The 24990-nt window shown below is 63.5% G+C and carries 22 protein-coding genes; 11 read left to right on the top strand and 11 right to left on the bottom strand.

Annotated features, from left to right (window positions below):
- Positions 1-116: 116 nt before the first annotated feature.
- The 5 genes from DXT74_RS03295 to DXT74_RS03275 all read left to right on the top strand — a co-directional run bounded on the left by DXT74_RS03295 (position 117) and on the right by DXT74_RS03275 (position 5830).
- Complete coding sequence (locus DXT74_RS03295) at positions 117-1376, top strand: sugar ABC transporter substrate-binding protein (RefSeq protein WP_043636557.1); 1260 nt, start codon at positions 117-119, stop codon at positions 1374-1376.
- Between the two features lie 103 nt (positions 1377-1479).
- Positions 1480-2343, top strand: a complete 864-nt coding sequence (locus tag DXT74_RS03290) for a carbohydrate ABC transporter permease (protein ID WP_194427319.1) — start codon at positions 1480-1482, stop codon at positions 2341-2343.
- A gap of 9 nt (positions 2344-2352) precedes the next feature.
- Complete coding sequence (locus DXT74_RS03285) at positions 2353-3222, top strand: carbohydrate ABC transporter permease (protein ID WP_194427318.1); 870 nt, start codon at positions 2353-2355, stop codon at positions 3220-3222.
- Positions 3219-4706 (top strand): beta-N-acetylhexosaminidase, encoded by a 1488-nt coding sequence (gene nagZ / locus DXT74_RS03280; protein WP_194427317.1) that lies wholly within the window; start codon positions 3219-3221, stop codon positions 4704-4706. Before DXT74_RS03285 ends, nagZ begins: the two co-directional genes overlap by 4 nt.
- A gap of 11 nt (positions 4707-4717) precedes the next feature.
- On the top strand, positions 4718-5830 hold the full coding sequence (locus DXT74_RS03275) for an ABC transporter ATP-binding protein (protein WP_194427316.1): 1113 nt from the start codon (positions 4718-4720) through the stop codon (positions 5828-5830).
- A 169-nt stretch (positions 5831-5999) separates the two neighbouring features.
- Here the strand turns inward: DXT74_RS03275 and DXT74_RS03270 are convergent, their stop codons facing one another.
- From DXT74_RS03270 to glpK, 7 genes are all read right to left on the bottom strand, one after another.
- A complete protein-coding gene (locus DXT74_RS03270; protein ID WP_194427315.1) occupies positions 6000-6692 on the bottom strand; it encodes a B3/4 domain-containing protein in 693 nt (230 codons plus the stop codon).
- 143 nt (positions 6693-6835) lie between these two features.
- A complete protein-coding gene (locus DXT74_RS03265; RefSeq protein WP_043636545.1) occupies positions 6836-7207 on the bottom strand; it encodes a hypothetical protein in 372 nt (123 codons plus the stop codon).
- A 261-nt stretch (positions 7208-7468) separates the two neighbouring features.
- On the bottom strand, positions 7469-8845 hold the full coding sequence (locus tag DXT74_RS03260) for a citrate:proton symporter (protein ID WP_337882500.1): 1377 nt from the start codon (positions 8843-8845) through the stop codon (positions 7469-7471).
- 321 nt (positions 8846-9166) lie between these two features.
- Positions 9167-10684 carry a glycerol-3-phosphate dehydrogenase gene (gene glpD / locus DXT74_RS03255; protein WP_081556412.1) on the bottom strand — a complete coding sequence of 506 codons (1518 nt, stop codon included), beginning with the start codon at positions 10682-10684 and terminating at the stop codon, positions 9167-9169.
- Positions 10685-11086: 402 nt separating this feature from the next.
- Positions 11087-12433 (bottom strand): glycerol-3-phosphate transporter, encoded by a 1347-nt coding sequence (gene glpT, locus DXT74_RS03250; RefSeq protein WP_019100342.1) that lies wholly within the window; start codon positions 12431-12433, stop codon positions 11087-11089.
- A gap of 124 nt (positions 12434-12557) precedes the next feature.
- Positions 12558-13259 (bottom strand): MIP/aquaporin family protein, encoded by a 702-nt coding sequence (locus DXT74_RS03245; RefSeq protein WP_039753674.1) that lies wholly within the window; start codon positions 13257-13259, stop codon positions 12558-12560.
- 85 nt (positions 13260-13344) lie between these two features.
- Positions 13345-14850, bottom strand: coding sequence for a glycerol kinase GlpK (glpK, locus tag DXT74_RS03240; RefSeq protein WP_043636535.1), 1506 nt, complete (start codon positions 14848-14850; stop codon positions 13345-13347).
- Between the two features lie 731 nt (positions 14851-15581).
- Between glpK and pyk the strand changes: the two genes are divergently transcribed.
- The 3 genes from pyk (at position 15582) to DXT74_RS03225 (ending at position 19193) form a co-directional block, all read left to right on the top strand.
- A complete protein-coding gene (gene pyk / locus DXT74_RS03235; RefSeq protein WP_043636530.1) occupies positions 15582-16988 on the top strand; it encodes a pyruvate kinase in 1407 nt (468 codons plus the stop codon).
- A gap of 113 nt (positions 16989-17101) precedes the next feature.
- Positions 17102-17878 carry an ABC transporter substrate-binding protein gene (locus DXT74_RS03230; protein ID WP_114152850.1) on the top strand — a complete coding sequence of 259 codons (777 nt, stop codon included), beginning with the start codon at positions 17102-17104 and terminating at the stop codon, positions 17876-17878.
- A 115-nt stretch (positions 17879-17993) separates the two neighbouring features.
- The gene (locus DXT74_RS03225; RefSeq protein ID WP_194427314.1) at positions 17994-19193 is read left to right on the top strand and encodes a winged helix-turn-helix domain-containing protein; all 1200 of its coding nucleotides are present in this window, start codon (positions 17994-17996) and stop codon (positions 19191-19193) included.
- Positions 19194-19198: 5 nt separating this feature from the next.
- Here the strand turns inward: DXT74_RS03225 and DXT74_RS03220 are convergent, their stop codons facing one another.
- Positions 19199-19657 carry a GNAT family N-acetyltransferase gene (locus DXT74_RS03220; protein ID WP_194427313.1) on the bottom strand — a complete coding sequence of 153 codons (459 nt, stop codon included), beginning with the start codon at positions 19655-19657 and terminating at the stop codon, positions 19199-19201.
- Here DXT74_RS03220 and DXT74_RS03215 point away from each other — a divergent pair.
- On the top strand, positions 19656-20138 hold the full coding sequence (locus DXT74_RS03215) for a hypothetical protein (protein WP_231138263.1): 483 nt from the start codon (positions 19656-19658) through the stop codon (positions 20136-20138). The genes DXT74_RS03220 and DXT74_RS03215 overlap by 2 nt on opposite strands.
- A 109-nt stretch (positions 20139-20247) precedes the next feature.
- On the top strand, positions 20248-20817 hold the full coding sequence (locus tag DXT74_RS03210) for a PTS sugar transporter subunit IIA (protein WP_052370480.1): 570 nt from the start codon (positions 20248-20250) through the stop codon (positions 20815-20817).
- Here the strand turns inward: DXT74_RS03210 and DXT74_RS03205 are convergent, their stop codons facing one another.
- On the bottom strand, positions 20818-21579 hold the full coding sequence (locus DXT74_RS03205) for an SDR family oxidoreductase (RefSeq protein WP_194427312.1): 762 nt from the start codon (positions 21577-21579) through the stop codon (positions 20818-20820).
- Positions 21580-21751: 172 nt separating this feature from the next.
- Between DXT74_RS03205 and DXT74_RS03200 the strand changes: the two genes are divergently transcribed.
- The gene (locus tag DXT74_RS03200) at positions 21752-22663 is read left to right on the top strand and encodes a 5'-methylthioadenosine/S-adenosylhomocysteine nucleosidase (protein WP_194427311.1); all 912 of its coding nucleotides are present in this window, start codon (positions 21752-21754) and stop codon (positions 22661-22663) included.
- On the opposite strand, the gene DXT74_RS03195 is transcribed toward DXT74_RS03200, so the two are convergent.
- Together DXT74_RS03195 and thiC are read right to left on the bottom strand one after the other, a co-directional pair.
- On the bottom strand, positions 22660-22893 hold the full coding sequence (locus tag DXT74_RS03195; protein WP_194427310.1) for a DUF2789 domain-containing protein: 234 nt from the start codon (positions 22891-22893) through the stop codon (positions 22660-22662). The two genes, DXT74_RS03200 and DXT74_RS03195, sit on opposite strands and share 4 nt — an antisense overlap.
- Positions 22894-23008: 115 nt before the next feature.
- Positions 23009-24889 carry a phosphomethylpyrimidine synthase ThiC gene (gene thiC, locus DXT74_RS03190; RefSeq protein WP_370551753.1) on the bottom strand — a complete coding sequence of 627 codons (1881 nt, stop codon included), beginning with the start codon at positions 24887-24889 and terminating at the stop codon, positions 23009-23011.
- Positions 24890-24990 lie beyond the last annotated feature (101 nt).

The following is a 24990-nucleotide window of genomic DNA, read 5'->3' as shown; positions in this document are numbered from 1 at the left end:
TTGACACCACTTCAATGCCACAATGCGGCAAAACGTCAATCAAATGGCATAACAATATAGCAAGCCCGCCGTCAGACTGGCCGCCCGCCAGCGCCGGCCTCCATGGAGAAACCATCATGAAACTCAACGCCTTCGCTCGCGCCGCCCTGCTCGCCGCCGGCTGCGCCGTCGCCCTGCCGGCTCTGGCCGCCGACAAACCCGTGCTGGAAGTGTGGACCATGAGCCTGTCGCCGAAATTCGACGGCTACTTCAAGGATCTGGTCGGCAAATACAACGCCCAGAACCCCAATGTCGAAGTTAAATGGACCGATTACCCCTGGGACGTGATCCAGTCCAAGTTCACCGCCGCCGTGGGCGCCGGCAAGCCCCCGGCTCTGGTCAACCTGAACGTGCCGTGGGCTTACGACTACAAGCAAAGCGGCCTGCTACAGCCGCTGGACAGCGTGATCAACAAGGGTCAGTACGTGGACGGCGCGATCAAGGACGTCACTTTCGACGGCAAGGTTTACGCCTTCCCTCACTACAACGGCGCCAACGTCATCGCCTACAACGCCGAGCTGTTCAAGAAAGCCGGCCTCAATCCGGCCAAGCCGCCCAAATCGCTGGACGAGCAGCTGGCTTACGCCAAAACCATCAAGGCCAAAACCGGCGTCGCCGGCTTCGCCCCGGCGCTGGGCCCCACCAAGATCGAAGGCTTTCTGATCCAGAACGGCCTGCCCTTGCTCAAGGACGGCAAACCGGTGTTCAACAGCCCGGCCCACGTGGCCATGCTGAAAAAACTGGGCGACGCCTACAAGTCCGGCGCGCTGCTGAAGGACAATCTGTTCGCCCAGGACAACTTCCAGGTTTCCATCGCTGCCTACAACAGCGGCCGCATGGCCATGCTGGTCACCACCCCGGCCTCGCTGACCCGAGTGCGCGACGAAGCACCCAAACTTTACCAAGCCACCCAAGTGGCTCCGGCGCCCATCGGCCCCACCGGCATCGCCGCCGGCGGCTGGATGTTCAACTTTGGCGTGGCGCGCAACGTCAACAAGGCGCTGCTGCCGGAAATCGGCAAGTTCGGCAACTACCTGACCAACGCCGACAACCAGTTGGCCTTCGCCAAACTGGCCGGCACCCTGCCCACCGCGCGCAAGGCGGCGCAAGACCCGTACTTCCAGAAAGTGGCCAATAACGCCGGCGCGGCGGAAAAAGCCGTCGGCGTGGCCGCCGCCAGCCTGGACAAGACCCGCACCATCTATCTGGCCGGCGTCAAGGACCCGGATGTGCTCTCCGCCCGCCTGGCCGCCGCGGTGGAAAAAGCCGTCACCGGCCGCCAGGACCCCAAGGCCGCGCTGGACGAGGCGGCGGCGTTCTGGAGCGGCAAACTGTAAAACGCGCTTGACCGCGGCGGAGTCTCAGACGCCGCCTCCCGCAACCCGCAGGCCGTCGCCGCATTCCGGCGTCGGCCTGCCGCTACGTCACAAGGTTCTGCCCATGCGCACCAAGACCACGCTGCAAGCCTATCTGTTCCTGGCCCCGGCGCTGTTGCTGATGCTGGCGTTCTCCTTCTGGCCGGTGGGCTTCGGCAGCTTCATCGCCTTCACCCAGTACAACCTGATCGACAGCCCTCGCTGGGTGGGCCTGGACAATTTCCGCGAGCTGTTCGCAGACGACTTGTTCCTGGCCTCGCTGAAGAACTCCGCCATCTACCTGTTGGTGGTGCCGGTGATCCAGATCGTCGCCATGCTGCTGGCGGTGCTGGTCAACAACCAGCTTCCCGCCATCAAGTGGTTCCGCGCCGCCTACTACCTGCCGGTGGTCACTTCCGTATCGGTGATCGGCATCATCTGGAACTTCATGTACACCGAAGACGGCGTGCTTAACGCCGCGCTGCACTGGCTGCGGGTGGTCAACGAACCGGTGGGCTGGCTCAACGACGACCGCATCGCGCTGTTCGCGGTGATGTTCATCACCGTTTGGCGCGGCCTGGGCTGGTATATGGTGCTCTATCTGGCCGGCCTGCAGGCGGTGCCGGCCGACATCTACGAAGCGGCGCAGCTGGACGGCGCCAACGCCTGGCAGCGTTTCTGGCGCATCACCGTGCCGCTGCTGGCCCCCACCATCCTGCTGTGCTCGATGATGTCGGTGCTGGCCGCGGTCAAGGCCTTCGAGGAGGTGCAGATCATGACCAAGGGCGGGCCGATGCAATCCACCTACACCGCGCTGTTCTACGCCTACGAGTTCGGCATCAAGTCGCTGAACTTCGGCCGCGCGCTGGCCGCCAGCCTGGTGATGTCGGTGTTCTGCGTGGCGCTGGCCTGGTTGAACTTCCGCTATCTGCAGCCGCGCGAATCATAAGGAAACGCCATGCAAAACACCGCCACCCTCGCCGCGCCCGCCGCCCGCAGCCACAGCGCCCGGCTAAGCAAGCTGGCCGGCCGCTGCCTGCATTATCTGGTGCTGAGCCTGATCGCCGTCGTCACCGTCTACCCGTTCTGGTGGACGCTGGTCACCGCGCTCTCCACCGAGGGCGACGTGTTCGCCTTTCCGCCGCCCTTATTGCCCAGCGCCCCCGGCCTGGACAACTTCAAGGAGGCGGTGTCCAGCATCGACCTGCTGGCCTTCTACAAGAACTCCGTCGTCATCGCGCTGGCCACCGTGGCCGGCACCCTGCTGGTCAGCGCGCTGGCCGCCTACCCGCTGGCGCGGATGCGCTTTCCTGGCCGCAAGCTGGTGTTCGGCGCCATTCTCGCCACCATAATCCTGCCCAGCGAAGTCAACTTCCTGGTCAACTTCATCACCGTGTCCAAACTGCAGCTCACCGACAGTTACAGCGGCGTGGTGCTGCCCACGCTGGCCGGCGCGGTGGGCATATTCCTGATGAAACAGGCCTTTGAGGCCGTGCCGCAGGACTTGATAGACGCCGCCCGCGTCGACGGCGCCGGCGACTGGCAGATCTTCTGGAAAATCATGTTGCCGCTATCTCGTCCGGCGCTGGCGGCGCTGACCATACTCACCATGGTGTCGGCGTGGAACCAATACATCTGGCCGTCCATCGTGATGTCCAGCCCGGACAAATTCCCGCTGTCGGTGGGCGTGCTCTACCTGTCCGGCGCCTTCAGTTTCAAAACCCGGGTGGTGGCCGCCGGCGCGGTGCTGACCGTGCTGCCCATCCTGCTGGTCTTCCTGTTCACCCAGCGCTACTTCCTGCGCGGATTCGATGGAGCCGTCAAATGAGCGATACCCTGCAACAACTGGCCGGCCAGGCGCTGATGGTGGATGTGGCCGGCCCGCGTCTGGGCGAAGACGAAGCCGCCTTCCTGCAACAACTGGGCGCGCGCGCCATCTGCCTGTTCCGCCGAAATGTGCCGGACGAGGCCAGCATCCGCCGGCTGATAGCCGATCTGCAATGCGCGCTGGGCGAGGACATCCTGATCGGCATGGACCAGGAAGGCGGCGCGGTGATGCGCACCCTGTTTCTGCCGGCGGCGCCGTCGGCGATGGCGCTGGGCGCGGTGGACGACGCGGAACTAGCCGAGAAAGTGGGCGCCGCGGTAGCGCGCGGGCTGACCAGCCTGGGCGTGAACTGGAACTTCGCCCCGGTGCTGGACCTCAACAACAACCCGGACAATCCGGTGATCTCGGAACGCTCCTTCGGCGAAAACCCGCTCAAGGCGGCAAGACTGGCGCGGGCCTGGATCAGCGGCCATCTATCCGAAGGCGTGGCCTGCTGCGTCAAGCACTTCCCCGGCCACGGAGACACCCACACCGACTCCCATCTGGATCTGCCGGTGGTGGACAAGCCCAAGGCCGAGCTGCGCGATTACGAGCTGTCGCCGTTCGCCGCGCTGGCCGACCTCGCCCCCGGCATGATGAGCGCCCACATACGCTTCCCGACGCTGGACGCGGACTGGCCGGCCACGCTGTCGCCGGCCATCCTGCGGCAACTGCTGCGCGAGCAGCTGGGCTATCAGGGCGTGATGATCACCGACGGCATGAATATGAAGGCCATCCGCGAACGCTGGGGCCAGGCCCAGGGCAGCGCCCAGGCGCTGGCCGCCGGCGCCGACCTCAGCCTGGTGCTGCAATTCCAGGACGAAATGGAAGAGAGCAAGCAGGCGCTGATCGACGCCGTCGCCGCCGGCCGGCTGAGCGAGGCGCGGCTGCAAGAAGCCGCCGCGCGCGTGGACGCGCTGATCCGGCGCTACCCCAGCCGTCAGCGTGATTACGAACCGGCGCAGCGCGCCGCCGACGCCGAATTGTTCGCCGAAGCCTGGCGCCGCGCGCTGACCGCCCACGGCCAGCCGCAACGACCGCCGGTGGGCGCCACGCTGCGCCTGGTGGTGCAGGACCAGGCGCCGTCCGACGGCGTGTCCGAGGCCGGCCTGTCCGCCGACGCGCTGATCGCCCGGCTGTCGCGCCACTTTAGCCTGGAAGTGATCCGCTACCAAAGCCGCGAGGAACTGGACTGGCGCCGTCTGCCTCAGGACGGCCGCTACACCGTGGTCGCCTCCACCACCCGCGAACGCTACGGCGCGCGCGAGCGCGCCGAATGGCGGCCGGACCTGCACCTGGCCTTGTGGAACCCCTACGCCGCCGCCGATCTCGAGGCGCCGGCGCTGATCAGCTACGGCTTCGCCGACGCGGCGCTGGACGCCGTCGCCCAATGGCTGGCCGGTGAGATAGAAGCCGCGGGCGCACTGCCGGCGCGCTTGCAATAAAAGGATTCGATATGGCCCACCTCAAGCTCAGCAATATCCACAAAGTCTACGACGACGGCAACGCCGTCATTCACGGCGTGGACCTCGCCGTCCGCGACGGCGAATTCATGGTCTTCGTCGGCCCCTCCGGCTGCGGCAAATCCACGATGATGCGCATGATCGCCGGCCTGGAAGACATCAGCGCCGGCGAACTGTGGATAGGCGGCCAGCTCGCCAACGACATTCAGCCGTCCAAACGCGGCGTGGCCATGGTGTTCCAGAGCTACGCGCTCTACCCGCACATGACGGTGCGGGAAAATATGGCTTTCGGCCTCAAACTGGCCGGCAAGAGCAAACAGGACATCGCCACCGCCGTGCACCGCGCCGCGCTCACGCTGCAGATAGAACATCTGCTGGACCGCAAACCCAAGGCCCTGTCCGGCGGCCAGCGCCAGCGCGTGGCCATTGGCCGCGCCATCGTGCGCAAGCCGGAAGTGTTTCTATTCGACGAACCGCTGTCCAATCTGGACGCCGCGCTCAGGGTGCAGATGCGCATCGAATTGGCGCGGCTGCACAAGGAATTGGGCAGCACCATGATCTACGTCACCCACGACCAGGTGGAAGCGATGACCATGGGCGACCGCATCGCCGTGTTCAACGCCGGCCGCATCGAGCAGGTGGGCACGCCGCTGGAGCTGTACCAATGCCCGGCCAACCGCTTCGTCGCCGGCTTTATCGGCTCGCCCAAGATGAATTTCCTGCCGGCGGCCATTGTTGCGGACACTCCGGCCGGCCTGACGCTGGAACTGCCCGGCGGCAACCGGCTGAGTCTGCCGTTCCAAGGCCGCGCCGGCGACGCCGTCACCCTGGGCGTGCGCGCCGAACACCTGCGCTTTGCCGACGTCGGCGTGCCGGCGACGGTGCAGTTGGTCGAACATCTGGGCGATGTGCAAATCGTCTACGTCCAGGCCGATGGCGTGGCCGAACCCATCGCCGTCAAACTAGGCGGCCAGGACAGGGCGCCACAGGCCGGCAGCGGTTGCCGCCTGACGCTGGACGCCGAACACTGTCATCTGTTCGACGCCCGTGAGCAAGCCTTGTCCCGGCCGGCGATTCAAGCGCAGGCCCAGGCCGAGACAGTGTGAGCGGCGGCAAGACACGACGCAAAAAAGGACGCCATCGCGTCCTTTTTCATTTATCCACAGAAAAAGCTATCCAGCCTTTTTATCCACAGCTCGCCGTCGCGCCACACATCCGCTAAATGACATCCGTATCGGCAAGCGGCTAGCGCGGCTTATCCACAAGCCAGCCTGCTTACGCTACTTTATCCACAGCAACCAGCTCAAAGCTAGTCCGCGCCGCGTCCAGCTCGAAACGAACCAGCTGCCCGGCATGCGGCCGCAGCTGCTCGGCCAGCCAGTCCATGCCCGCCGCGCCGGAAGGAAAACCGCCGTCCGGCCGCTCGCTGACGAAGACCACGTCGCGGCTGCCGGCATCCAATTTGAACAAGTCCGACTCCAGCCAGTTCAGGCAACGGCACACCACCTGTCGTTCGCCGTTCAGCCATACCGCCTCGCCCGGCTGCGGCGTCTCCGCTTGATCCCTTCCCAGCGGCAGAAAAGGCTCGTCGCCGACGGCCAGGTCCAATTGCAATACGCCGCCCAGCTTGGCGATGTCCTCGCCGCCAAACGGACTCAGGCTCAGCAAGGACGCCTGGTTGTACAAGTCCACCAGCGGCAGGATGCTGCGCAGCTTGTCCTTCTGCGCCGCCTTGACCAGGTATTCCAGCGAACAGCGCGCTTTCTTGTCGCCGGGCAAGTCCTTGTACATCTGCTTCCAGGCTTGCAACAACTCGTCCAGATCGCGTTCCGGCTCCGGCAAGGTCGGCAGCCGCGCGGGCAAAGCGGCGGCGTTGATATCCAGCGCGATCAAACCGCTTACCTGGATCTGCGGCAGGCGGGACAATAAGGCGGGGCTCAGGGCAATCTGCATCGTCGGGTTTTCCACGGTTGAATCCGTGTCAGCATAGGCCCCCCGCGGACTAAGGGGAAACGCGTTTTTTTGCTGGGGTATTAGCGCGACTGAATCGCCACACGGCAATGCGCTAGGCCCCGCCAATGGGGCCAGTTCGCACCGGTATCGACGCGGGCTCAATGAATGGAGCCGCCCGCCTTGTCATCCGCGTCCAGGCACTCGGCGGCGCTAAGCACCGCTTCTTCCAGCAGGGAGAAGAAACCGGCCCAATACTCGCCCTCCAGACCTTCCGCGGTGAAATCGGCATGCTCCGCCATGCGCGCCAGCAGGGAATCCTCCCCAGCGCAGGGATGGTGCGCCACGTGTGCAATGTAATGGCCGGCAAACTCGCGGCCCATCCGGTAAGCCTCTTGATCGCTCGCGTTGGCCGGCACCGCCATACAGTACAGACGCAAGCGCGGCGGCAGGCAGACGGCGAAGGAAGGTTCTTGGACCGACTCCGCCTGGCCGGCGGCGTCATGGCGACGAAATGGACGTTTTACGGACATAAGGCCTCCCATTGTCATAGCGCCTGTTCCAGGTCTTGACGCAAGCTCAAGGGCGTAAACAGGCTTTTGCAGCGTGCCTTGCCTTCAGGCGTGGAGCGGATAAGGTAACAGTTTTTGCGGACCAAGGCCCGCGCGAGACAAAACCGGCGGCTGAGCCGCCGGATAAAGCGGCCGCCGCGCGCCTTCCTTAGAACGTGTTTACGACCTGCTGCGCGTCGGCGATACGGCCTTGCTCGCGAAACGTTGAACAGGCTCTGAGAATCAGCCTATCTTGATCAGCCCAAGCCCAACAGCCACCCCAAGCAAAACCAGCGAGAAGGCCCACATCGGAAGCAGGGAATAGCGAATGTGCCTCCCCATGTCCAAGCCGGCCAAACCCAGTCCCAACCACAACGCAGGGGAAAAGGGACTGACGAAAGTGCCAATCACATTGCCGATTTGCAGCGCGTAAATGGCCGATGTGGTTTCCACTCCATAAGCGGACACAATTTCCAGGATCACCGGCAGCAAAGCAAAGTAATAAGCGTCCGTGCTCAACACCAGATCCAGCGGCAGACCAAACACGCCCAGGATCAAGTGCAGGTAGGGCGTCGCCTCGCTTGGCAAAACCCGCACCAGATCCGCCGCGATCGCCTTGAGCATGCCGCTGCCGTTGAGAACGCCCAGAAATGAGCCGGCGGCCAGGATGATGGCTCCCATCAGCAGGGCGTTTGGAGCATGCGCGCGGATGCGCTCCAACTGTTCATCCACGTCCGGATAATTAATGACCAAGGCGATTCCCAGACCAATCATGAAGATATAACCGGACGGCAGAATGCCGGAAATCAGAGTGCCTATCACCCCCAAAAACAGAGCCATATTGACGAAAAACAGTTTGGGCAGCGGCTGCTTGTCATTGAGATCTTCCAGCGGCTCCGCATCGTCCGTCGCCTGCAAGGGGCCTTGCTTGCGCAAACGTCTGGCCTCGAATACGCCCAGCACCGCCGCAAGCACCACCAGCAAACCCGCGCCGATCAACTGCAAGGGAATCAAAGGCTGCCATAGCGCGGCCGGATCCAGATCGGTCACCGCCGCCGCGCGCCCCAGCGGGCCGGCCCACGGCATCATGTTGAGGATGCCCGCGCCCAACGCCAACAGCAGCATCATCAAATAGGGATTCATGCCCAAGCGCCGGTACAGGGGCAGCAGCGTGGGCACCGTCAGCAAAAAGGTGGTGGCGCCCACGCCGTCCAGATGCGCCAGCATGCCCACCACCGCCGTGCACACCGCCACGGTAACGACATTGCCTCTGGAAATCCCCACCATGCCGTTGACGATGGGACGAAACACTCCTGTGTCCTGCATCACGCCAAAGAAGGTAATGGCAAAGATGAACATGGTCGCCACTTGGATGACGGAGTTCAGGCCAGCGCTATAGAACTTGCCGATATCGGCGAATCCGAAACCGGCCAGCAGCGCGCCGATAAAGGGAATCAAGGTGAGACAGACAACAGGCGCAAGCTTGCGCAGGATCAACAGGGACACCACCATGACGATGATGGCAAGGCCAGCAAAAGTAAGCATGTGCTTCTCCGGGAGGCTGAATCGGATGATTCCGGAATTCAGTCGCCAACTGGACTGGCTATCGCCGTATTCCATCAGACGCTGAACAGACCGGGTGCAATGAGGTTTTTTTTATGGTTCGACTTTTGGCCGAACTTGCTTGCACAGCGAGCGGAGCTTTTGTGGGAGCCCTTCCGCTTGTTGAAAGCCAAACAAAGGGACTGGGCGGAAAAGCCTACACGGACAGCGGGATTATTGTCTATACATTTGCGCTTGGAGATACGAGCCGTCCTGACACCGTCTTGCCCGGCGCAAGACGCGGAAACGACAAAGCCCGGCATCGCCGGGCTTCTACTTCAGAACCTGTTCACGTCGCGGAACCTTACACGGCGAATGCCGCTTCGGCTTCATTGTCGCTCAGGCGGTCAGCCGTTGTTCCCGCGTGGCGCTCTGGCCCTGCAACCAGGCGTCGATCACCTCGGCGGCGTGCGCCGGCAGGTGCAGCTTGAGCTTGGAACGGCGCCACAGGATGTCCTCGCTGCGCGTCGCCCATTCTTCGTCCGCCAGGTAGCGCAGCTCGGCTTCGTACAAACCGGGCAGCAGCTCCGCGCCCAGTTGCTCCAGGCCGGCGGCCTCGCCGATCAGCCTGGCCACGCGAGTGCCGTAGGCGCGCGCCCAACGCCGCGCCAGCGCTTCCGGCAGCCACGGGTACTGCTGACGCAGGCTTAGCAGAAAACGCTCGAAGTCCGCGCCCGGCATGTCGCCGCCCGGCAGCGGCGCGTCGGCGGTCCAGGTGGTCTTGCTGTTGCCCAGCAGCGGCGCCAGTTTGTCCACCGCTTCTTCCGCCAGTTTGCGGAAGGTGGTGATCTTGCCGCCGAACACCGACAACAGCGGCGCGCCGTTCAGGTCCATTTCCAGCGAGTAATCGCGGGTGACGCTGGCGGCGTTGCTGGCCTCGTCGTCGAGCAGCGGGCGCACGCCTGAGTAGGTGGACAACACGTCGGCCGGGCTGATTTGGGTCTGGAAGTAACGGTTGCTCATCTGGCACAGATAGGCCACTTCCTGATCGTCTATCGCCACCTTGGCCGGGTCGCCGCGGTATTCCACGTCGGTGGTGCCGATCAGGGTGAAATCCTGCTCGTAGGGAATCGCGAAGATGATGCGCTTGTCCGGATTCTGGAAGATATAGGCATAGGGGTGGTCGAACAATTTCTTGACCACGATGTGGCTGCCTTTGACCAGACGGATGGACTTGCTGGACGGCAGCGCCAGCGTGTCCTTGATCAGGCTTTCCACCCACGGACCGGCGGCGTTGACCAGTGCGCGGGCGCGCACCTGGCTGCGGCTGCCGTCTTCGGCCTGCAGCTCGCACAGCCAGTGTTCGCCGTCGCGGCGGGCGCCGATGCAGGCGGTGCGCGTCAACACGCGCGCGCCGCGTTCGGCGGCGTCCTTGGCGTTGAGCACCACCAGCCGCGCATCCTGCACCCAGCCGTCGGAGTAGACGAAACCGCGCTTGAACGCCGGCTTGATCGGCCGGCCGGCCGGGTGGCTGGCGAAGCTGACGGTTTCGGAGCCGGGCAGCACTTCGCGGCGCGCCAGGTGATCGTAGAGAAACAGGCCGCAGCGTATCATCCATTCCGGGCGCTGGTTCTTGTCGTGCGGCATCACGAAGCGCAGCGGCCAGATGATGTGCGGCGCGGCCTTGAGCAGCACTTCGCGCTCTTGCAGCGCTTTGCGCACCAGGCCGAATTCATAGTATTCGAGGTAGCGCAGGCCGCCGTGAATCAGCTTGGTGCTGGCGGAGGAGGTGTGCGCGGCCAGGTCGTCCTTTTCGCACAGCATCACCGATAGGCCGCGTCCGGCCGCGTCGCGCGCGATGCCGGCGCCGTTGATGCCGCCGCCGATCACCATCAGGTCGTAAATCTCCACTGCCATTTTCCCTACCTCTTTCTTCCGAAGGGCCTGCTTAGAACCTGTTCAAAGTCTGCTGCGCGTCGTGGGGCGTTATACGGTGAGTACCCCTTCGAAATGCTCATGTACCGTATGTACATTCCGCTTTCTCTGCGGTTTCCGCCTTGTCCCGCTCTTTCCAACAAGACTTTGAACAGGCTCTTAGCGCCGTTATTCCCTCGCAGGCGCGCGTCAGCGCCCCAACGATGCCATCCTACCCAGAATAATTATAAACGAACAAAAATACAACATTTTGCTTTCGTTTTAATGTGATTAGAACGTGATTTTGTCTATTTTTCCGTCTAAACGCGGAAATACGCAAAAAAATAGGCGGCAACCAGAGTCGCCGCCTCGGAAAGCGCCCGGCAGCGCCGGGCCCTGCGGGATCTATGCCCGGTTCAAGGCGGCGTCCTGCCCCCGCCCGTGCCAGGTGGTCAGCGCCAACAGCACGATGGCGACGATGCAAGAACCCACCATCAGCATGAAGCCGCCGTCCCAACCGAAATGATCGACGGTATAGCCCACCACCGCGTTGGCGGCCACCGAGCCGCCCAGGTAGCCGAACAGGCCGGTGAAGCCGGCGGCGGTGCCGGCGGCTTTCTTCGGCGCCAGTTCCAGCGCATGCAGACCCACCAGCATCACCGGGCCGTAGATCAGGAAGCCGATGGCGATCAGCGCCAGCATGTCCACGGTGGGGTTGCCGGCCGGGTTCAGCCAGTACACCACGGTGGCCACGGTCACCAGGGCCATGAACAGCATGCCGGTGGCGCCGCGATTGCCCTTGAACAGCTTGTCGGACATCCAGCCGCACAACAGGGTGCCGGGAATGCCGGCCCACTCGTACAAGAAGTAAGCCCACGACGATTTATCCACCGAGAAGTGCTTGACCTCTTTCAGATAGGTGGGGGCCCAATCCAGCACGCCGTAGCGCAGCAGGTAGATGAAGACGTTGGCGAAGGCGATGTACCACAACAGCTTGTTGGGCAGGATGTATTTCTTGAAGATGTCGCGAGCGCTCAGTTCCTGCTCATGGCTGGCGTTGTAGTCTTCCGGGTAGTCGTTTTTATAGGCCTCTACCGGCGGCAGGCCGCAAGACTGCGGGGTGTCGCGCATGGTCAGGAAGGCAAAGATAGCCACGCCGATGGCGGCGGCAGCCGGCACGTAGAAAGCCGCGCGCCAGTCGTTGAACCAGCCCATGCCCAGGATGAACAAGGGGCCGATCAGGCCGCCGCCCACGTTATGGGCGCAGTTCCAGATCGACACGATGCCGCCGCGCTCCTTCTGCGACCACCAGTGCACCATGGTGCGGCCGCTGGCCGGCCAGCCCATGCCCTGGAACCAGCCGTTGAGGAACAGCAACACGAACATGATGCCGACGCTGGAGGTGGCCCAAGGCACAAAGCCCATCAGCAGGAAGACCGCGGCGGACAGGATCAAGCCGACGCTGAGAAAGACGCGGGGATTGGAACGGTCCGACACCGCGCCCATCAGGAATTTGGAAATGCCGTAGGCGATGGCGACGCCGGACATGGCAAAGCCCAGATCGCCGCGCGAATAGCCTTGCTCCACCAGGTAGGGCATGGCCAGCGAGAAGTTCTTGCGAACAAGGTAATAACCGGCGTAGCCGATGAAAATGCCGAGGAAGATCTGCCAGCGCAGTCTTCGATACAAACTATCTTGCTCAGAGGAGGGCAATAGCGGCTGATGCGCCGCCGGACGGAACATGCTGATCATGGGAACACCTCATTTTTTAGTGTGGCAACTACGGTCCGATCTGCGCCGGCTCCGGATTACAAGCGCGGCGGCCAAAACGCCGCCGCGCGAAAACTGCGGCCGGTCTCATAGAACCGGCCAGGTATCACAAGGTATAAGCCAAGGCCGCCAGCGCGCCGCCGATCAGGGAGCCGACCACCGGCACCCAGGCATAGCCCCAGTCGCTGTCGCGCTTGCCGGGGATCGGCAAGATGGCGTGCATGATGCGCGGCGCCAAATCGCGGGCCGGGCTCATCGCGTAGCCGGTGGTGCCGCCCAGCGACACGCCGATGCCCAACACCAGCAGGGCCACCGGCAGCGCGTCGATGGCGCCCAGCGACATCTTGGGCGCCACCATGCTGAGGATGGCGAACACCAGCACAAAGGTAGCGACAATCTCGGACACCAGGTTGCCCGGCAGGCTGCGGATGGCGGGGCCGGTGCAGAAAGTGGCCAGCTTGGTGTCGGCGCAATCGGTGCTGTCAAAGTGCTTGCGGTAGATCAGCCACATCAGGCCGGCTCCAGTCATGCCGCCCAGCATCTGCGCCAGCACATAGCCCGGCACCTTGGCCCACGAGAACTTGCCCGCCACCGCCAGCGCCACCGATACCGCCGGATTCAGGTGGGCGCCGCTGATCGCCGCCACGCTGAACACGCCGACGAAGACCGCCATTGCCCAACCAAAGGCGATGACGATGAGGCCGCTATTGTGACCCTTGGTGTTTTTCAGCAGCACATTGGCCACCACACCGTTGCCCAGCAGCACCAGCAAGGCGGTGCCGATGAATTCGCCCATTAAAGGATTCATGATTGTTTCTTCCGGATAAGGAGTGCGTCCACCCGCCGCTCTTTGGCGACGGGCTTGCCCAGTCAGCGCGCGAAACCCGCGCCGCTTACGCTTGTTCGTCGTCGGCCCAGACCTTGGCGGCGTTCACCGCGCGCTGCCAGCCCTTGACCTTGCCGGCCACTTGCGCGGCTTCCAGCTGCGGCTTGAAGCGGTGGTCCAGCTGCCACTGGCCCTGCACGTCGTCGATGTTCTTCCAGTAGCCGACGGCGAGGCCGGCCAGGTAGGCCGCGCCCAGCGCGGTGGTTTCGGTGATCTTGGGACGCACCACGTCCACGCTCAGGATGTCGGACTGGAACTGCATCAGCAGTTCGTTGACGGTGGCGCCGCCGTCAACGCGCAATTCGGCAATATCGAGGCCGGCATCGGCTTCCATTGCCTTGAGCACATCCATGGTCTGGTAGGCGATGCTGTCCAGCGCCGCGCGGGCGATGTGGGCCGCCTTGGTGCCCAGGGTGGCGCCGACGATGGTGCCGCGCGCGTTGGGGTTCCAATGCGGCGCGCCCAGTCCGGCGAAGGCCGGCACCAGATAGACGCCATCGCTGTCGGCCACTTCCTGGGCCAGCGGGCCCACGTCGGCGGAATGACGAATGATGCCCAGGCCGTCGCGCAGCCATTTGACCACCGCGCCGCCGATGAAGATGGAGCCTTCCAGCGCGTACTGCACCTTGCCGTCCACCTGCCAGGCAATGGTGGTCAGCAAATTGTTCTTGGATTCGATCGGCGCGTCGCCGGTGTTCAGCATCATGAAGCAGCCGGTGCCGTAGGTGTTTTTCACCATGCCGGGGCGGGTGCACTGCTGGCCGAACAAGGCCGCCTGTTGGTCGCCGGCCACGCCGGCGATGGGAATTTCCACGCCCAAGTGCGCGGCGTGGGTGTGGCCGTAAACTTCGCTGGAGCTTTTCACTTCCGGCAGCATGCTGGCCGGAACGCCCATGATGTCCAGCAGTTCGGCGTCCCATTCCAGGGTGTGAATGTTGTACAGCATGGTGCGCGAGGCGTTGGACACGTCGGTGACATGCACTTTGCCGTGGGTGAAGTTCCAGATCAGCCAGCTGTCCACGGTGCCGAAGGCCAGCTTGCCGTCGCGGGCGCGTTCGCGCGCGCCCGGCACATTGTCCAGAATCCACTTGATCTTGCTGCCGGAGAAATAGGCGTCCACCAACAGGCCTGTCTTGGAGCGGATCAACTCGCCCAGACCTCGCGCCTTCAGTTCGTCGCAGAACTCCGCGGTGCGGCGGTCCTGCCAGACGATGGCGTTGTAAACCGGATGGCCGGTTTCGCGGTCCCAGACGATGGTGGTTTCACGCTGGTTGGTGATGCCGATGGCAGCGATACTGCGGCCGTCGATGCCGGCCTTGGCCACCGCCTCGGCCGCCACGCCCACCTGGCCGCCCCAGATTTCTTGCGGATCGTGCTCCACCCAACCCGGCTGCGGGTAGATCTGGCGGAACTCCTTTTGCGCCAACGACACGATGTCGCCGCTGCGATTGAACAAAATGGCGCGAGAACTGGTGGTGCCTTGATCCAAGGCCAACACGAATTGATCCTGCATGGGGTTTCTCCTGTTCAGCCGGTGGGCGGCCTAATGTCTGAATGTTCGTTCGTTGCATGCGGCGACGGATACCTGTTGCGGACCGTGCTCCATCGCTCAAGTTATTGATAATGTTTCTTTTTGTACTTATGACGTTCGTTTTATTTTCGAGCCATTCTAGGCCCCGGCAAAAGCTTGTCAATCGTTCTTCGTAAAAAAATCTTAATATGGCGACTTTCCATGCCGTCCCAATTCATGCTGCAGGGCAATAAAGACAAGGGTTTAGCGGCTGTAGCGTCTCACTACAAATAGTGCTGTTTCAGTAAGTTATCGAGTAAAAGCCCTATGCTGCAGCGCATTGACCCGCGTCATTCTCCACTGACTCTGTGTTGCAACAAAGTTTTTGTCTTTATCTGGAGATAAAATAACCATGCTCTGGTCCCAGGACCCACCCGGGGCCAGCTTTTCGGTGGCTTGGCTTGTTTGCCGCCGAGGAGGGAAAAACGCGCAAAAACGAACATTTTTCCCAGCCGAGTGGCGAGATTCGCACAAAGGCCGCTCATTTTCCGGCCCTCCGCCCCGCCGGCTTTACGTAGTCAAGCCGCTACAGCCTGACTGTGGCAGCATGACAGACAGTTCCATCAAGCGCGGCGCAGCCTGGATGGAAAGACACACGGATGTGATTGGCAAAACAACACCGCCATGTCCGGCCGCGCGCAACGCCGCGGCTGGATCGGGCATAAAGGACTGTCATGCTTCGCAACACCAAAATCCTCGCCACGCTGGGCCCGGCTTCCAGCACACCCGAAATCATCTTGGAACTGGCCCGCTCCGGCGTTAACGTGTTCCGCCTCAATATGAGCCACGGCAATCACGACGACCACCGCGCGCGCCTGGCTTCCATCCGCGCCGCCGAAGCCGTGGTCGGCCGCCCGCTGGGCGTGCTGGTGGATCTGCAGGGACCCAAGCTGCGCATCGGCCAGTTCGCCTCGCCGGTTACCGTGAACACCGGCGACAAGTTCGACTTCGTGCTGGACGAGGTGGACGGCGACGCGCAACGCGCCAGCTTGCCTCACCCGGAAGCCTTCGCAGCGCTCAAGCCCGGCCACCGTATTCTGGTCAACGACGGCAAACTGGCGTTTCACGTGGAACAGGTGGAAGAACGCCGCATCGCCACCCGGGTGGAAGTGGGCGGAGAGTTGTCCAGCCGCAAAGGCTTCAACCTGCCGCAAACCATACTGCCGCTGTCCGCCATCACCGATAAAGACCGGGTGGACGCCGAGTTCGCTCTGAAGGAAGGCGCGGACTGGCTGGCGCTGTCCTTTGTGCAAACCGCCAACGACGTGCGCGAACTACGCGAACTGGTAGGCCGGAAGCTGGGCATCGTGGTCAAGATCGAAAAACCGTCGGCGGTGGACGAACTGGACGCCATCACCGAACTGGCCGACGCGGTCATGGTGGCGCGCGGCGACCTGGGCGTGGAGTTGCCGCCGGAAGACGTGCCGGTGGTGCAACGCCGCATCGTTCACCAATGTCGTCACCTGGGTCGTCCGGTCATCGTCGCCACCCAAATGCTGGAATCGATGATCACCGCGCCCACGCCCACCCGCGCCGAGGCCAACGATGTGGCCACCGCGGTTTACGAAGGCGCCGACGCCGTGATGCTGTCCGCGGAAACCGCGGCCGGCCAGTTCCCGCTGGAAGCGGTGCGCATCATGGACCGGGTCATCCGCCGCGTGGAAGGCGCGCCGGACTATCGCCGAGTCATGGCGCTGGATTACAGCGCCGCCGACGCGCCGGATCGCGCGGACGCCATCGCCGCCTGTGTGCGCAAGGTGGGCTCGTTGCTGCCGGTCACCGTATCCGCCGCCTTCACCACCAGCGGCTCCACCTGCCTGCGGCTGGCGCGCGAGCGCCCGCACACGCCCATTCTCGGCCTTTCTCCTCGGCTGGACACCGCGCGCCGGCTGACCCTGGTCTGGGGAGTCGTGGCTTATAACGGCCCGGACGCGGAAAACCTGGAAGACATGGTGGTGAAAACCACCTTCGCCGCCACCAAGCTGGGCCTGGCGGAACAAGGGAAACCCATGGTGATCATCGCCGGGGTGCCGTTTGGCACGCCGGGCACCACTAATTTGTTGCGCATCGTCTACCCTTGAGCGCAGGCTGAACGTCAAAGCAAACGGAACCCGCGGGTTCCGTTTTTGTTTGGCCGTCGCCGGCCGCGGCAACGGCTATGCTTAGTTGATCAGCACGCTCCGGATTCGCCTCGATGACCGCTAGCATCCGCCGCTTCGGCCTGACCCTGCTGCTGCTCGGCGCTTGCCTGGCCGGGCCCTGCCGCGGACAGGACGCGGAAACCCTGACCGTAGCGGTGGACGCCAACGCGCCGCCGTTCATGTACGAGGAGAACGAGCGGGTCGGCGGCCTCTACCCGCGGCTGGTCAGCGCCGTTTGCGACAAAGCCGGCATTCCCCACGTATTTCGGGCTTTGACGTGGCGCCGCGCGCTGTTCGAACTGGACCGCAGCGCGATGGCGGCCGCCGGCATCTACAAAACCGTCAACAGAGAGCAGCGCTATGACTTCAGCCTGCCGCTTTATCAGGAGCACATCGTGGTGGTCTATCTCCGCCAGCACCCGATCGAGTTCCGAGGCCTGCCGGACCTGGACAATAAGCGCGTCGGCGTGATGGCGGGCTGGAGCTACGGCGACGAGTTTGACCGCGCGCGCGCCGACAAGCGTTTCATTGCCTATGAGGGCGACTCGGACCGCCAAAACCTTCTGCTGCTGCAACGCGGCAATCTGGACGCAGTGCTGGCGATACAGGAGGCGATGGACGCCAGGCTGCAAAACGGCGCCTATTCCAACCTGGCGGTGGCGCCGGCCATCCTGGCCAGCAAAGCCACTTATCTGGCCATCAACAAAACCTCGCCGCAACTGCCGCTGCTGCACCGCTTCAATCAGGCACTGGAGAAAATGCGCCAGGACGGCAGTTATCAACAGTTGGTGAAGCAGTTCTTCGCCGGCCACGCCTCCGCCAAACCCTAAGAACCTGTTCCCTTGCACGCGAAACTTGGAACAAATTCTAGGCAGATCGCTCTCTCCCCCATGAGCAAAACGGTTTTTGTTATAGTCATCCACTTGTCCTACCGATGACTATGCCATGTCCCTTTTGCACCTGTCGCCGCAGCAAGCCCGCCATCTGCAACTGGCCGCCCAAGGCCTGCTGAACCCGCCGCGCCGCAAAGCCGGCAAGGCCGACGTGCTGGCCGCCATCCGCCGCATGGCGCTATTGCAGATCGACACCATCCACGTAGTGGCGCGCAGCCCCTATCTAGTGCTGCACAGCCGGCTGGGATCTTACGACCCCGTCTGGCTGGACGAATTGCTCGCCGAAGGCCGTATATTTGAATACTGGGCGCACGAAGCCTGTTTCGTCCCCTCCGAGGACTACGGTCTGCTCCGTCACCGCATGCTCAAACCGGAGGCGATGGGCTGGAAGTTCTCTCTGCGCTGGCTGGAGCAACACCGCGCAGACATCGACGCGCTGGTCGAAGGCATCCGCGCCAACGGCCCGGCGCGTTCGGCGGACTTTGAACGCAAAGACGGCAAGGGCAACGGCTGGTGGGACTGGAAACCGGAGAAACGCCACCTGGAAGTCCTGTTCACGCTGGGACGGCTGATGGTCAAGGAAAGGCGCAATTTTCAGCGCGTCTATGATCTGGCGGAACGGGTAAAACCCGGCTGGGATGACGCGCGCGATCTGCCCACGGAGGAACAGGCTCAATGGCGGATGCTGCGCAACAGCTGCCGCGCGCTGGGCGTGGTCAAGGCCGGCTGGGTAGCTGATTACTACCGCCTCAAGCGCAGCCGCTACGACGCCATGCTGCACCAGATGGCCGACGCTGGCGAACTGATTCCAGCCCGCATCGACGGCTGGCAACACGACGTCTTCGTCGACGCCGATCTGGCGGAAGCCGCCTCCGGCGAACTCAAAGCCAGCGCCACCGCCATTCTGTCGCCGTTCGACCCGCTGGTCTGGGACCGCAAGCGCGCCTCGGAACTGTTCGACTTCGACTACCGCATCGAATGCTATACCCCGGCGCCCAAACGCCAGTACGGCTATTTCGTGCTGCCCATTCTCAACCGCGGCAAACTGGTGGGCCGGCTGGACGCCAAGGCCCACCGCGCCCAGGGCGTATTCGAAGTCAAGGCGCTGTACCTGGAACCCGGCGTCCGCCACAGTGCCCGGCTCACAGCGGACCTTAAGGCCGCGCTGCAAAAACTGGCGGACTGGCACGGCGCGCCGCGGCTGCGCGTGGAGCGCGCGCCGGGAGCGCTGGCGGCCGCGCTGATGGCCTGACGCTCCTAGATGGCCGTCAGTTGCTTGCGATACTGGATATAGCCCAGGTTCTCCGCCAATTGGTCGTAGAGCCGTCTTGCGGTGGCGTTGGTCTCATGAGTCAGCCAATACACTCGCGAGCATTCCCGTTTGCTCGCCCACTGGTACACCCATTCGATCAACTGCCGCCCGGCGCCCAGGCCGCGGCAATCCTCAGCCACGAACAGATCCTGCAAATAACAATAATCGCCCAGAGTCCAACTGCTGGGGTGCAATACGATATGCACCAAGCCCACCGCCCGCTCGCCGTCCCAGGCCAGCCAGCCGCGCATCGCGTGATCCGGCAGCACATAACGCCGCCAGGTCCCGTTGATGGTGGCCTCGTCCATCGTCACTTGGTAAAAACGCTGATAACCGCGCCAAAGCGGCAGCCAGGCCTCGTAGTCTTCCGCCCGCAGCGGACGGATGGAAAACGTATTGCTCATGCCGATCTCCAGTGGCGGCGCGAACGCGCCCAATACGCGCATTGTGGCTCAGCCAAGACGAAGTCATAAGAACCACTTGGCCTTGCAGCCAGGAGCCACCGACGGAACTTCGGCCTTCGCCGACGCTCAATACAGCATTTTCCCCAACGAGGACGTTTACATGCGCGCCACGCTTTTGATCGCCGTCGCTTCCGCCCTGGCTCTGGCCGCTTGCAGCGAGAAGCAAACCAACCAATTGCAGGAATCCGCCTCCAGCGCCATCGGCACGGTGCACAACTCGCTGCAGGACAGCAGCGCGCCGCTGGGCCAGCTCAAGGAACAAGCCAGCGCCGCCATCGGCGCGGCCAAACAAGCCGGCGCCGCGTTAAGCCCGGAACTGAAAGAACAAGTGGATAAGCTGAAAGAGCAGGCTTCCGCCGTGAAAGGCGCGTTGCAGGCCCAGGAGAAAAAGGCCGAACAGCCGCAATCCGAGCAAAAATAAGCCCAACCGCGTTGGCGGCATTTTTATGCCGCCGCGCGTTTTCTTTAGCGGATCTTTAGCCCCCTCTGACTAGGATGAGGTCGCACCCTAGCCAAAGGAGAAATCCGCCATGCTGACCCTGCCCGACCTCTGCGGCCCGCAAGACATCCTGCTCAATCAAACCCTGGCCGACAAGGCCGCCCTGCTGGAGCACGCCGCCTCCCAGCTGGCGCAGCGCCACGCGCTGCACCGCCCAACGCTGGCCGCGGCGCTGCATGAGCGCGAACAGGCCGGCAGCACCGCGCTTGGCCATGGCCTCGCGCTGCCGCACGCCCGCATAGAGGGCCTGACGGAAGCCCGCGCGCTAATGCTGCGACTGCAAACCCCCATCGCCTTCGACGCCCCCGACCAGCAGCCGGTGCATACAGCGCTGGTGCTTCTTTTGCCGCGGCAAAGCCGCGAAGCTCATCTGCATCTGCTAGCCAGCTGCGCGCGCATGTTCGCGGAGCGGCCGTTCCGCCAAGCGCTGGAACGCTGCCACAGCGCGCAGGCGCTCTATCACCTGCTGTGCGACTGGGCCGATCCGGAAGAGCTGAACGATCCGCACTTCCTGCTGGACAGCAACCGCTACTTTATGGACAGCGAAGCCAGCTTGCGGCCGGATTACACGGTGAAGCGCAAGATGGTGGCGCGTTTCTGATCACAGTTTGCTGATCGATACCCCGCCGTCGACGAACAAGGTGGTCCCTGTGACGAAGCTGGACGCGTCCGACGCCAGGAACAAGGCCGCGCGCGCAATCTCCTCCGGCGCGGCCATGCGCTTGAGCGCGTGCAGGCCGGCCACCGCCTCGCGCTGCTCCGGCGTCGCCGCCGCGGCGCGGCCCATCTCGGTATCGGTGCCGCCCGGCAGCAAAGCGTTGACGCGCAATCCTCTGGCGCCGTATTCCGCCGCCAATGTGCGCGCCAGGCCCACCAGCCCCGCTTTGCTGGCCGCGTACGCGGCCATACCGGGAAAGCCGATGGCGTGGCCAACGAAGGACGAGGTGAAAATCATCGAACCGCCGCCTTGCAGCAAGGCCGGCAACTGGTGCTTGGCGCACAAAAAGGCGCTGCTGAGATTACCGTCCAGCGTCGCGCGCCAGTCGTCCAGGGAAATCTGATCCAGGCAGCCCAACGCGCCCAGGCTGCCGGCGTTGTTGAAAGCGATGTCCAAGCCGCCGAATCTATCCAGCGCCAGCTCCACCGCCGCGCGCGCGCAATCCTCCGAGGTGAGATCCCCGCCCAAGGCCGCCGCCTGACCGCCGTCGGCGACGATTTCCGACACCAGCCTATCCAGCTTGGCCACGCGCCGCGCCACCAACACCACGCGCGCGCCTTCTCGCGCAAACAGCTTGGCCGCCGCCATGCCGATGCCGGAACTGGCGCCGGTGACGATGGCGGTTTTATTGATCAATGCGTTCATTGGGTTTCCTCCTGAAAGTGAATGAGGCCCGCGCCGGTTTTCGGGGCGGTTACAGCTTCAGTTTCAGGCCGATCAACCCGATTGGCATTCCGATTCTTGCTGACTTGATGCGCGGTTTCGACGCGAAAACCGTTTATCATGACGCGATTCCATTTCCATTCGAATTTTCGTCATGAAATCATTCAAGGTTCAGTTAGTTTCCGCGCTACTGGCGCTGAGCGCCGCCGTTCACGCCGCCCCCGTCCTAGACGCAACGACGCGCACCGCCGTGGTTTCGGCTTTCGGTCCGGAGGAAACCCTGCTGCTGAGCCAGGCCTCGGACAAACGAGAATACCGGGTCAACGGCGTGCGCTTCACCACCGCGCAGCTGGAAGGCCAACCGGTGCTGCTGTTCATGAGCGGGGTCAGCATGGGCAATGCGGCGATGAATACTCAACTGGCGCTGGATCGCTTCAATGTGAGCCGCATCGTGTTCAGCGGCATCGCCGGCGGCGTGGACGACCGGCTGCGCATCGGCGACGTGGCGGTGCCGCGGCGCTGGGGCAATTACGCGGAAGCGATCTACGCGCGCGAAACCGCGCCCGGACGCTACGCGCCGCCGCCCTACGCGGACCCGGCCGCGCGCGCCAACTACGGCATGATCCACCCGCGCGACGTCAAACTGGCCACCGCCGACGGCGGCAGCGAAACCCGCTTCTGGTTCGAGGTGGACCCGGAACTGCTGCGGCTGGCCAAAGATTTGCCGGCCGACATCCTGCGCGGCTGCGACGCCGCCAAACGCTGCCTATCCGCGCCGCCGCGCATCGTCGCCGGCGGCAACGGCCTGTCCGGCCCCATCTTCATGGATAACGCCGGCTACCGCGACTATCTGGCCAAGACTTACCAGGCCCAGGTGGTGGATATGGAAACCGCGGCGGTGGCACAAGTGGCGCACGCCAACCGCGTGCCCTTCATCGCCTTCCGCAGCCTGTCCGACCTGGCCGGCGGCAGCGAGCACGCCAATGAAATGGACACCTTCATGCAGATCGCCGCCGACAACGCCGCCAATACCGTGCGGGCGCTGCTGCGCGCGTTGAAGCACTAGCCAAGCTGCAACAACACCGCCAGTTCATCCACCTCCTCGCTCCAGTCCGCGTCGTCCGCCAGGGCCTGGCGCAGGAAATCCGCCTGCGCCGGCGTCCAGAACGGCGCATCGGCCAGCACGGCGCTGCGCGGCAAGGGATGGCTGGCGATGAAGGCGCGAATCGCGGCGGGGTCGTCGGCCAGGCCCAACTGGCGGAACAGGCCGGACAGAGAGTGCTCGCTGGTGTCCATGACGCTTCTCCTGTGAAGGGATGTCTGATGATAGACCCGAATCAGCAACGCCGCCTCCGTCCCTTGCGCCATCAAAAACGGCGGCCGCGGCCGCCGTTTGCTCATAAGCTCACACTCACACCTTGTCGTAGAGCTTGGAGCCGCCTTTCAGAAACTCCACCGACTTGGTCTGCATGCCCCGCGTCAAGGCATCCTGATCGCTGATGCCCTGCTTGGCCGCGTATTCGCGCACGTCCTGAGTGATCTTCATGCTGCAGAAGTGCGGTCCGCACATGCTGCAGAAATGCGCGACCTTGGCGCTGTCCTTGGGCAGGGTTTCATCGTGGAAAGCCCGCGCCTTGTCCGGATCCAAGCCCAGATTGAACTGGTCTTCCCAGCGGAACTCAAACCGCGCCTTGGACAAGGCGTTGTCGCGAATCTGCGCGCCGGGATGCCCCTTGGCCAAGTCCGCCGCGTGCGCGGCCAGCTTGTAAGTGATGATGCCTTCCTTGACGTCGTTCTTGTCCGGCAGGCCCAAGTGCTCTTTCTGGGTGACGTAACACAGCATGGCGGTGCCGTACCAGCCTATCTGCGCCGCGCCTATCGCCGAGGTGATGTGGTCGTAACCGGGCGCGATGTCGGTGGTCAGCGGCCCCAGGGTGTAGAACGGCGCCTCGCGGCACCACTCCAGCTCCTTGTCCATGTTTTCCTTGATCAACTGCATCGGCACATGGCCGGGGCCTTCTATCATCACCTGCACATCGTGCCGCCAGGCGATCTGGGTCAGCTCGCCCAAGGTTTTCAACTCCGACAATTGCGCCTCGTCGTTGGCGTCCCAGACGCTGCCCGGCCGCAGGCCATCGCCCAGACTGAAGGCCACGTCGTAAGCCTTCATGATCTCGCAGATATCCTCAAAATGCGTGTAGAGGAAGTTTTCGCGATGGTGGGCCAAACACCATTTGGCCATGATGGAGCCGCCGCGCGACACAATGCCTGTCATGCGGCCGGCGGTCATCGGCACATAGCGCAGCAATACGCCGGCGTGGATGGTGAAGTAATCGACGCCCTGTTCCGCCTGTTCGATCAGAGTGTCTCGGAAGATTTCCCAGTTCAAGTCTTCAGCCTTGCCGCCCACTTTCTCCAGCGCCTGGTAGATGGGCACCGTGCCGATGGGCACCGGGGAATTGCGGATGATCCATTCGCGGGTTTCATGGATGTTCTTGCCGGTGGACAGGTCCATGATGGTATCCGCGCCCCAGCGAATGCCCCAGGTCATCTTATCCACTTCTTCGTTGATCGAAGACGTTACCGCGCTATTGCCGATATTGCCGTTGATTTTAACCAGGAAATTGCGCCCTATGATCATGGGCTCGGATTCGGGGTGATTGATGTTGGCCGGCAAGATAGCGCGGCCGGCGGCGATTTCCGCGCGCACGAATTCCGGCGTGATCTCCTCCGGCAACGCCGCGCCGTAAGCCTGGCCCGGATGCTGACGCGTCATCAGTTCCGCCAACCGGCTGTTCTTGCCGCCGGCTTCGCGCAACGAATCCAGATATTCACGACGCCGCATATTTTCGCGAATGGCGACGAACTCCATTTCTGGCGTGATAATGCCGCGGCGCGCGTAATGCATCTGGCTGACATTGCGGCCCGGCAACGCCCGGCGCGGCTTACGCGTCAGATTGAAGCGCAGTTCGGCCAGTTTGGGGTCGGCCTCTCGGGCGCGGCCGTATTCGCTGGACAAGCCGGCAAGCTGCTCGCAATCGCCGCGCTCCGCGATCCAGCCGGCGCGCAGCGGCGCCAGACCGCTCTGGATATCGATGCGCGCGTCCGGGTCGGTATACGGACCGCTGGTGTCGTAGACGGTGATAGGCGGATTGGCTTCGCCGCCAAACTGGGTGGGCGTGTCGCTCTGGCTGATCTCGCGCATCGGCACACGGATGTCAGGCCGGCTGCCGACGACGTGGATCTTGCGGGAATTGGGCAAGGGCTGAATGGCGGCGGTATCCACCACCATGGAAGGCTTCTGTGTTGCGGGCGCGTTCATCGGGCGGTTCTCCTGGTCGATGAATGGCGCAAGGAGCGGGCCGCCGCCTGGGCGGGCTGCGGGCCAGTCCG

The sequence above is a fragment of the Chromobacterium sp. Rain0013 genome (genome assembly GCF_015291765.1).
Lineage (GTDB): Bacteria > Pseudomonadota > Gammaproteobacteria > Burkholderiales > Chromobacteriaceae > Chromobacterium > Chromobacterium haemolyticum.
Note: the sequence above shows the minus strand (reverse complement) of the source record. Positions and strands in the feature narration are given on the sequence as shown.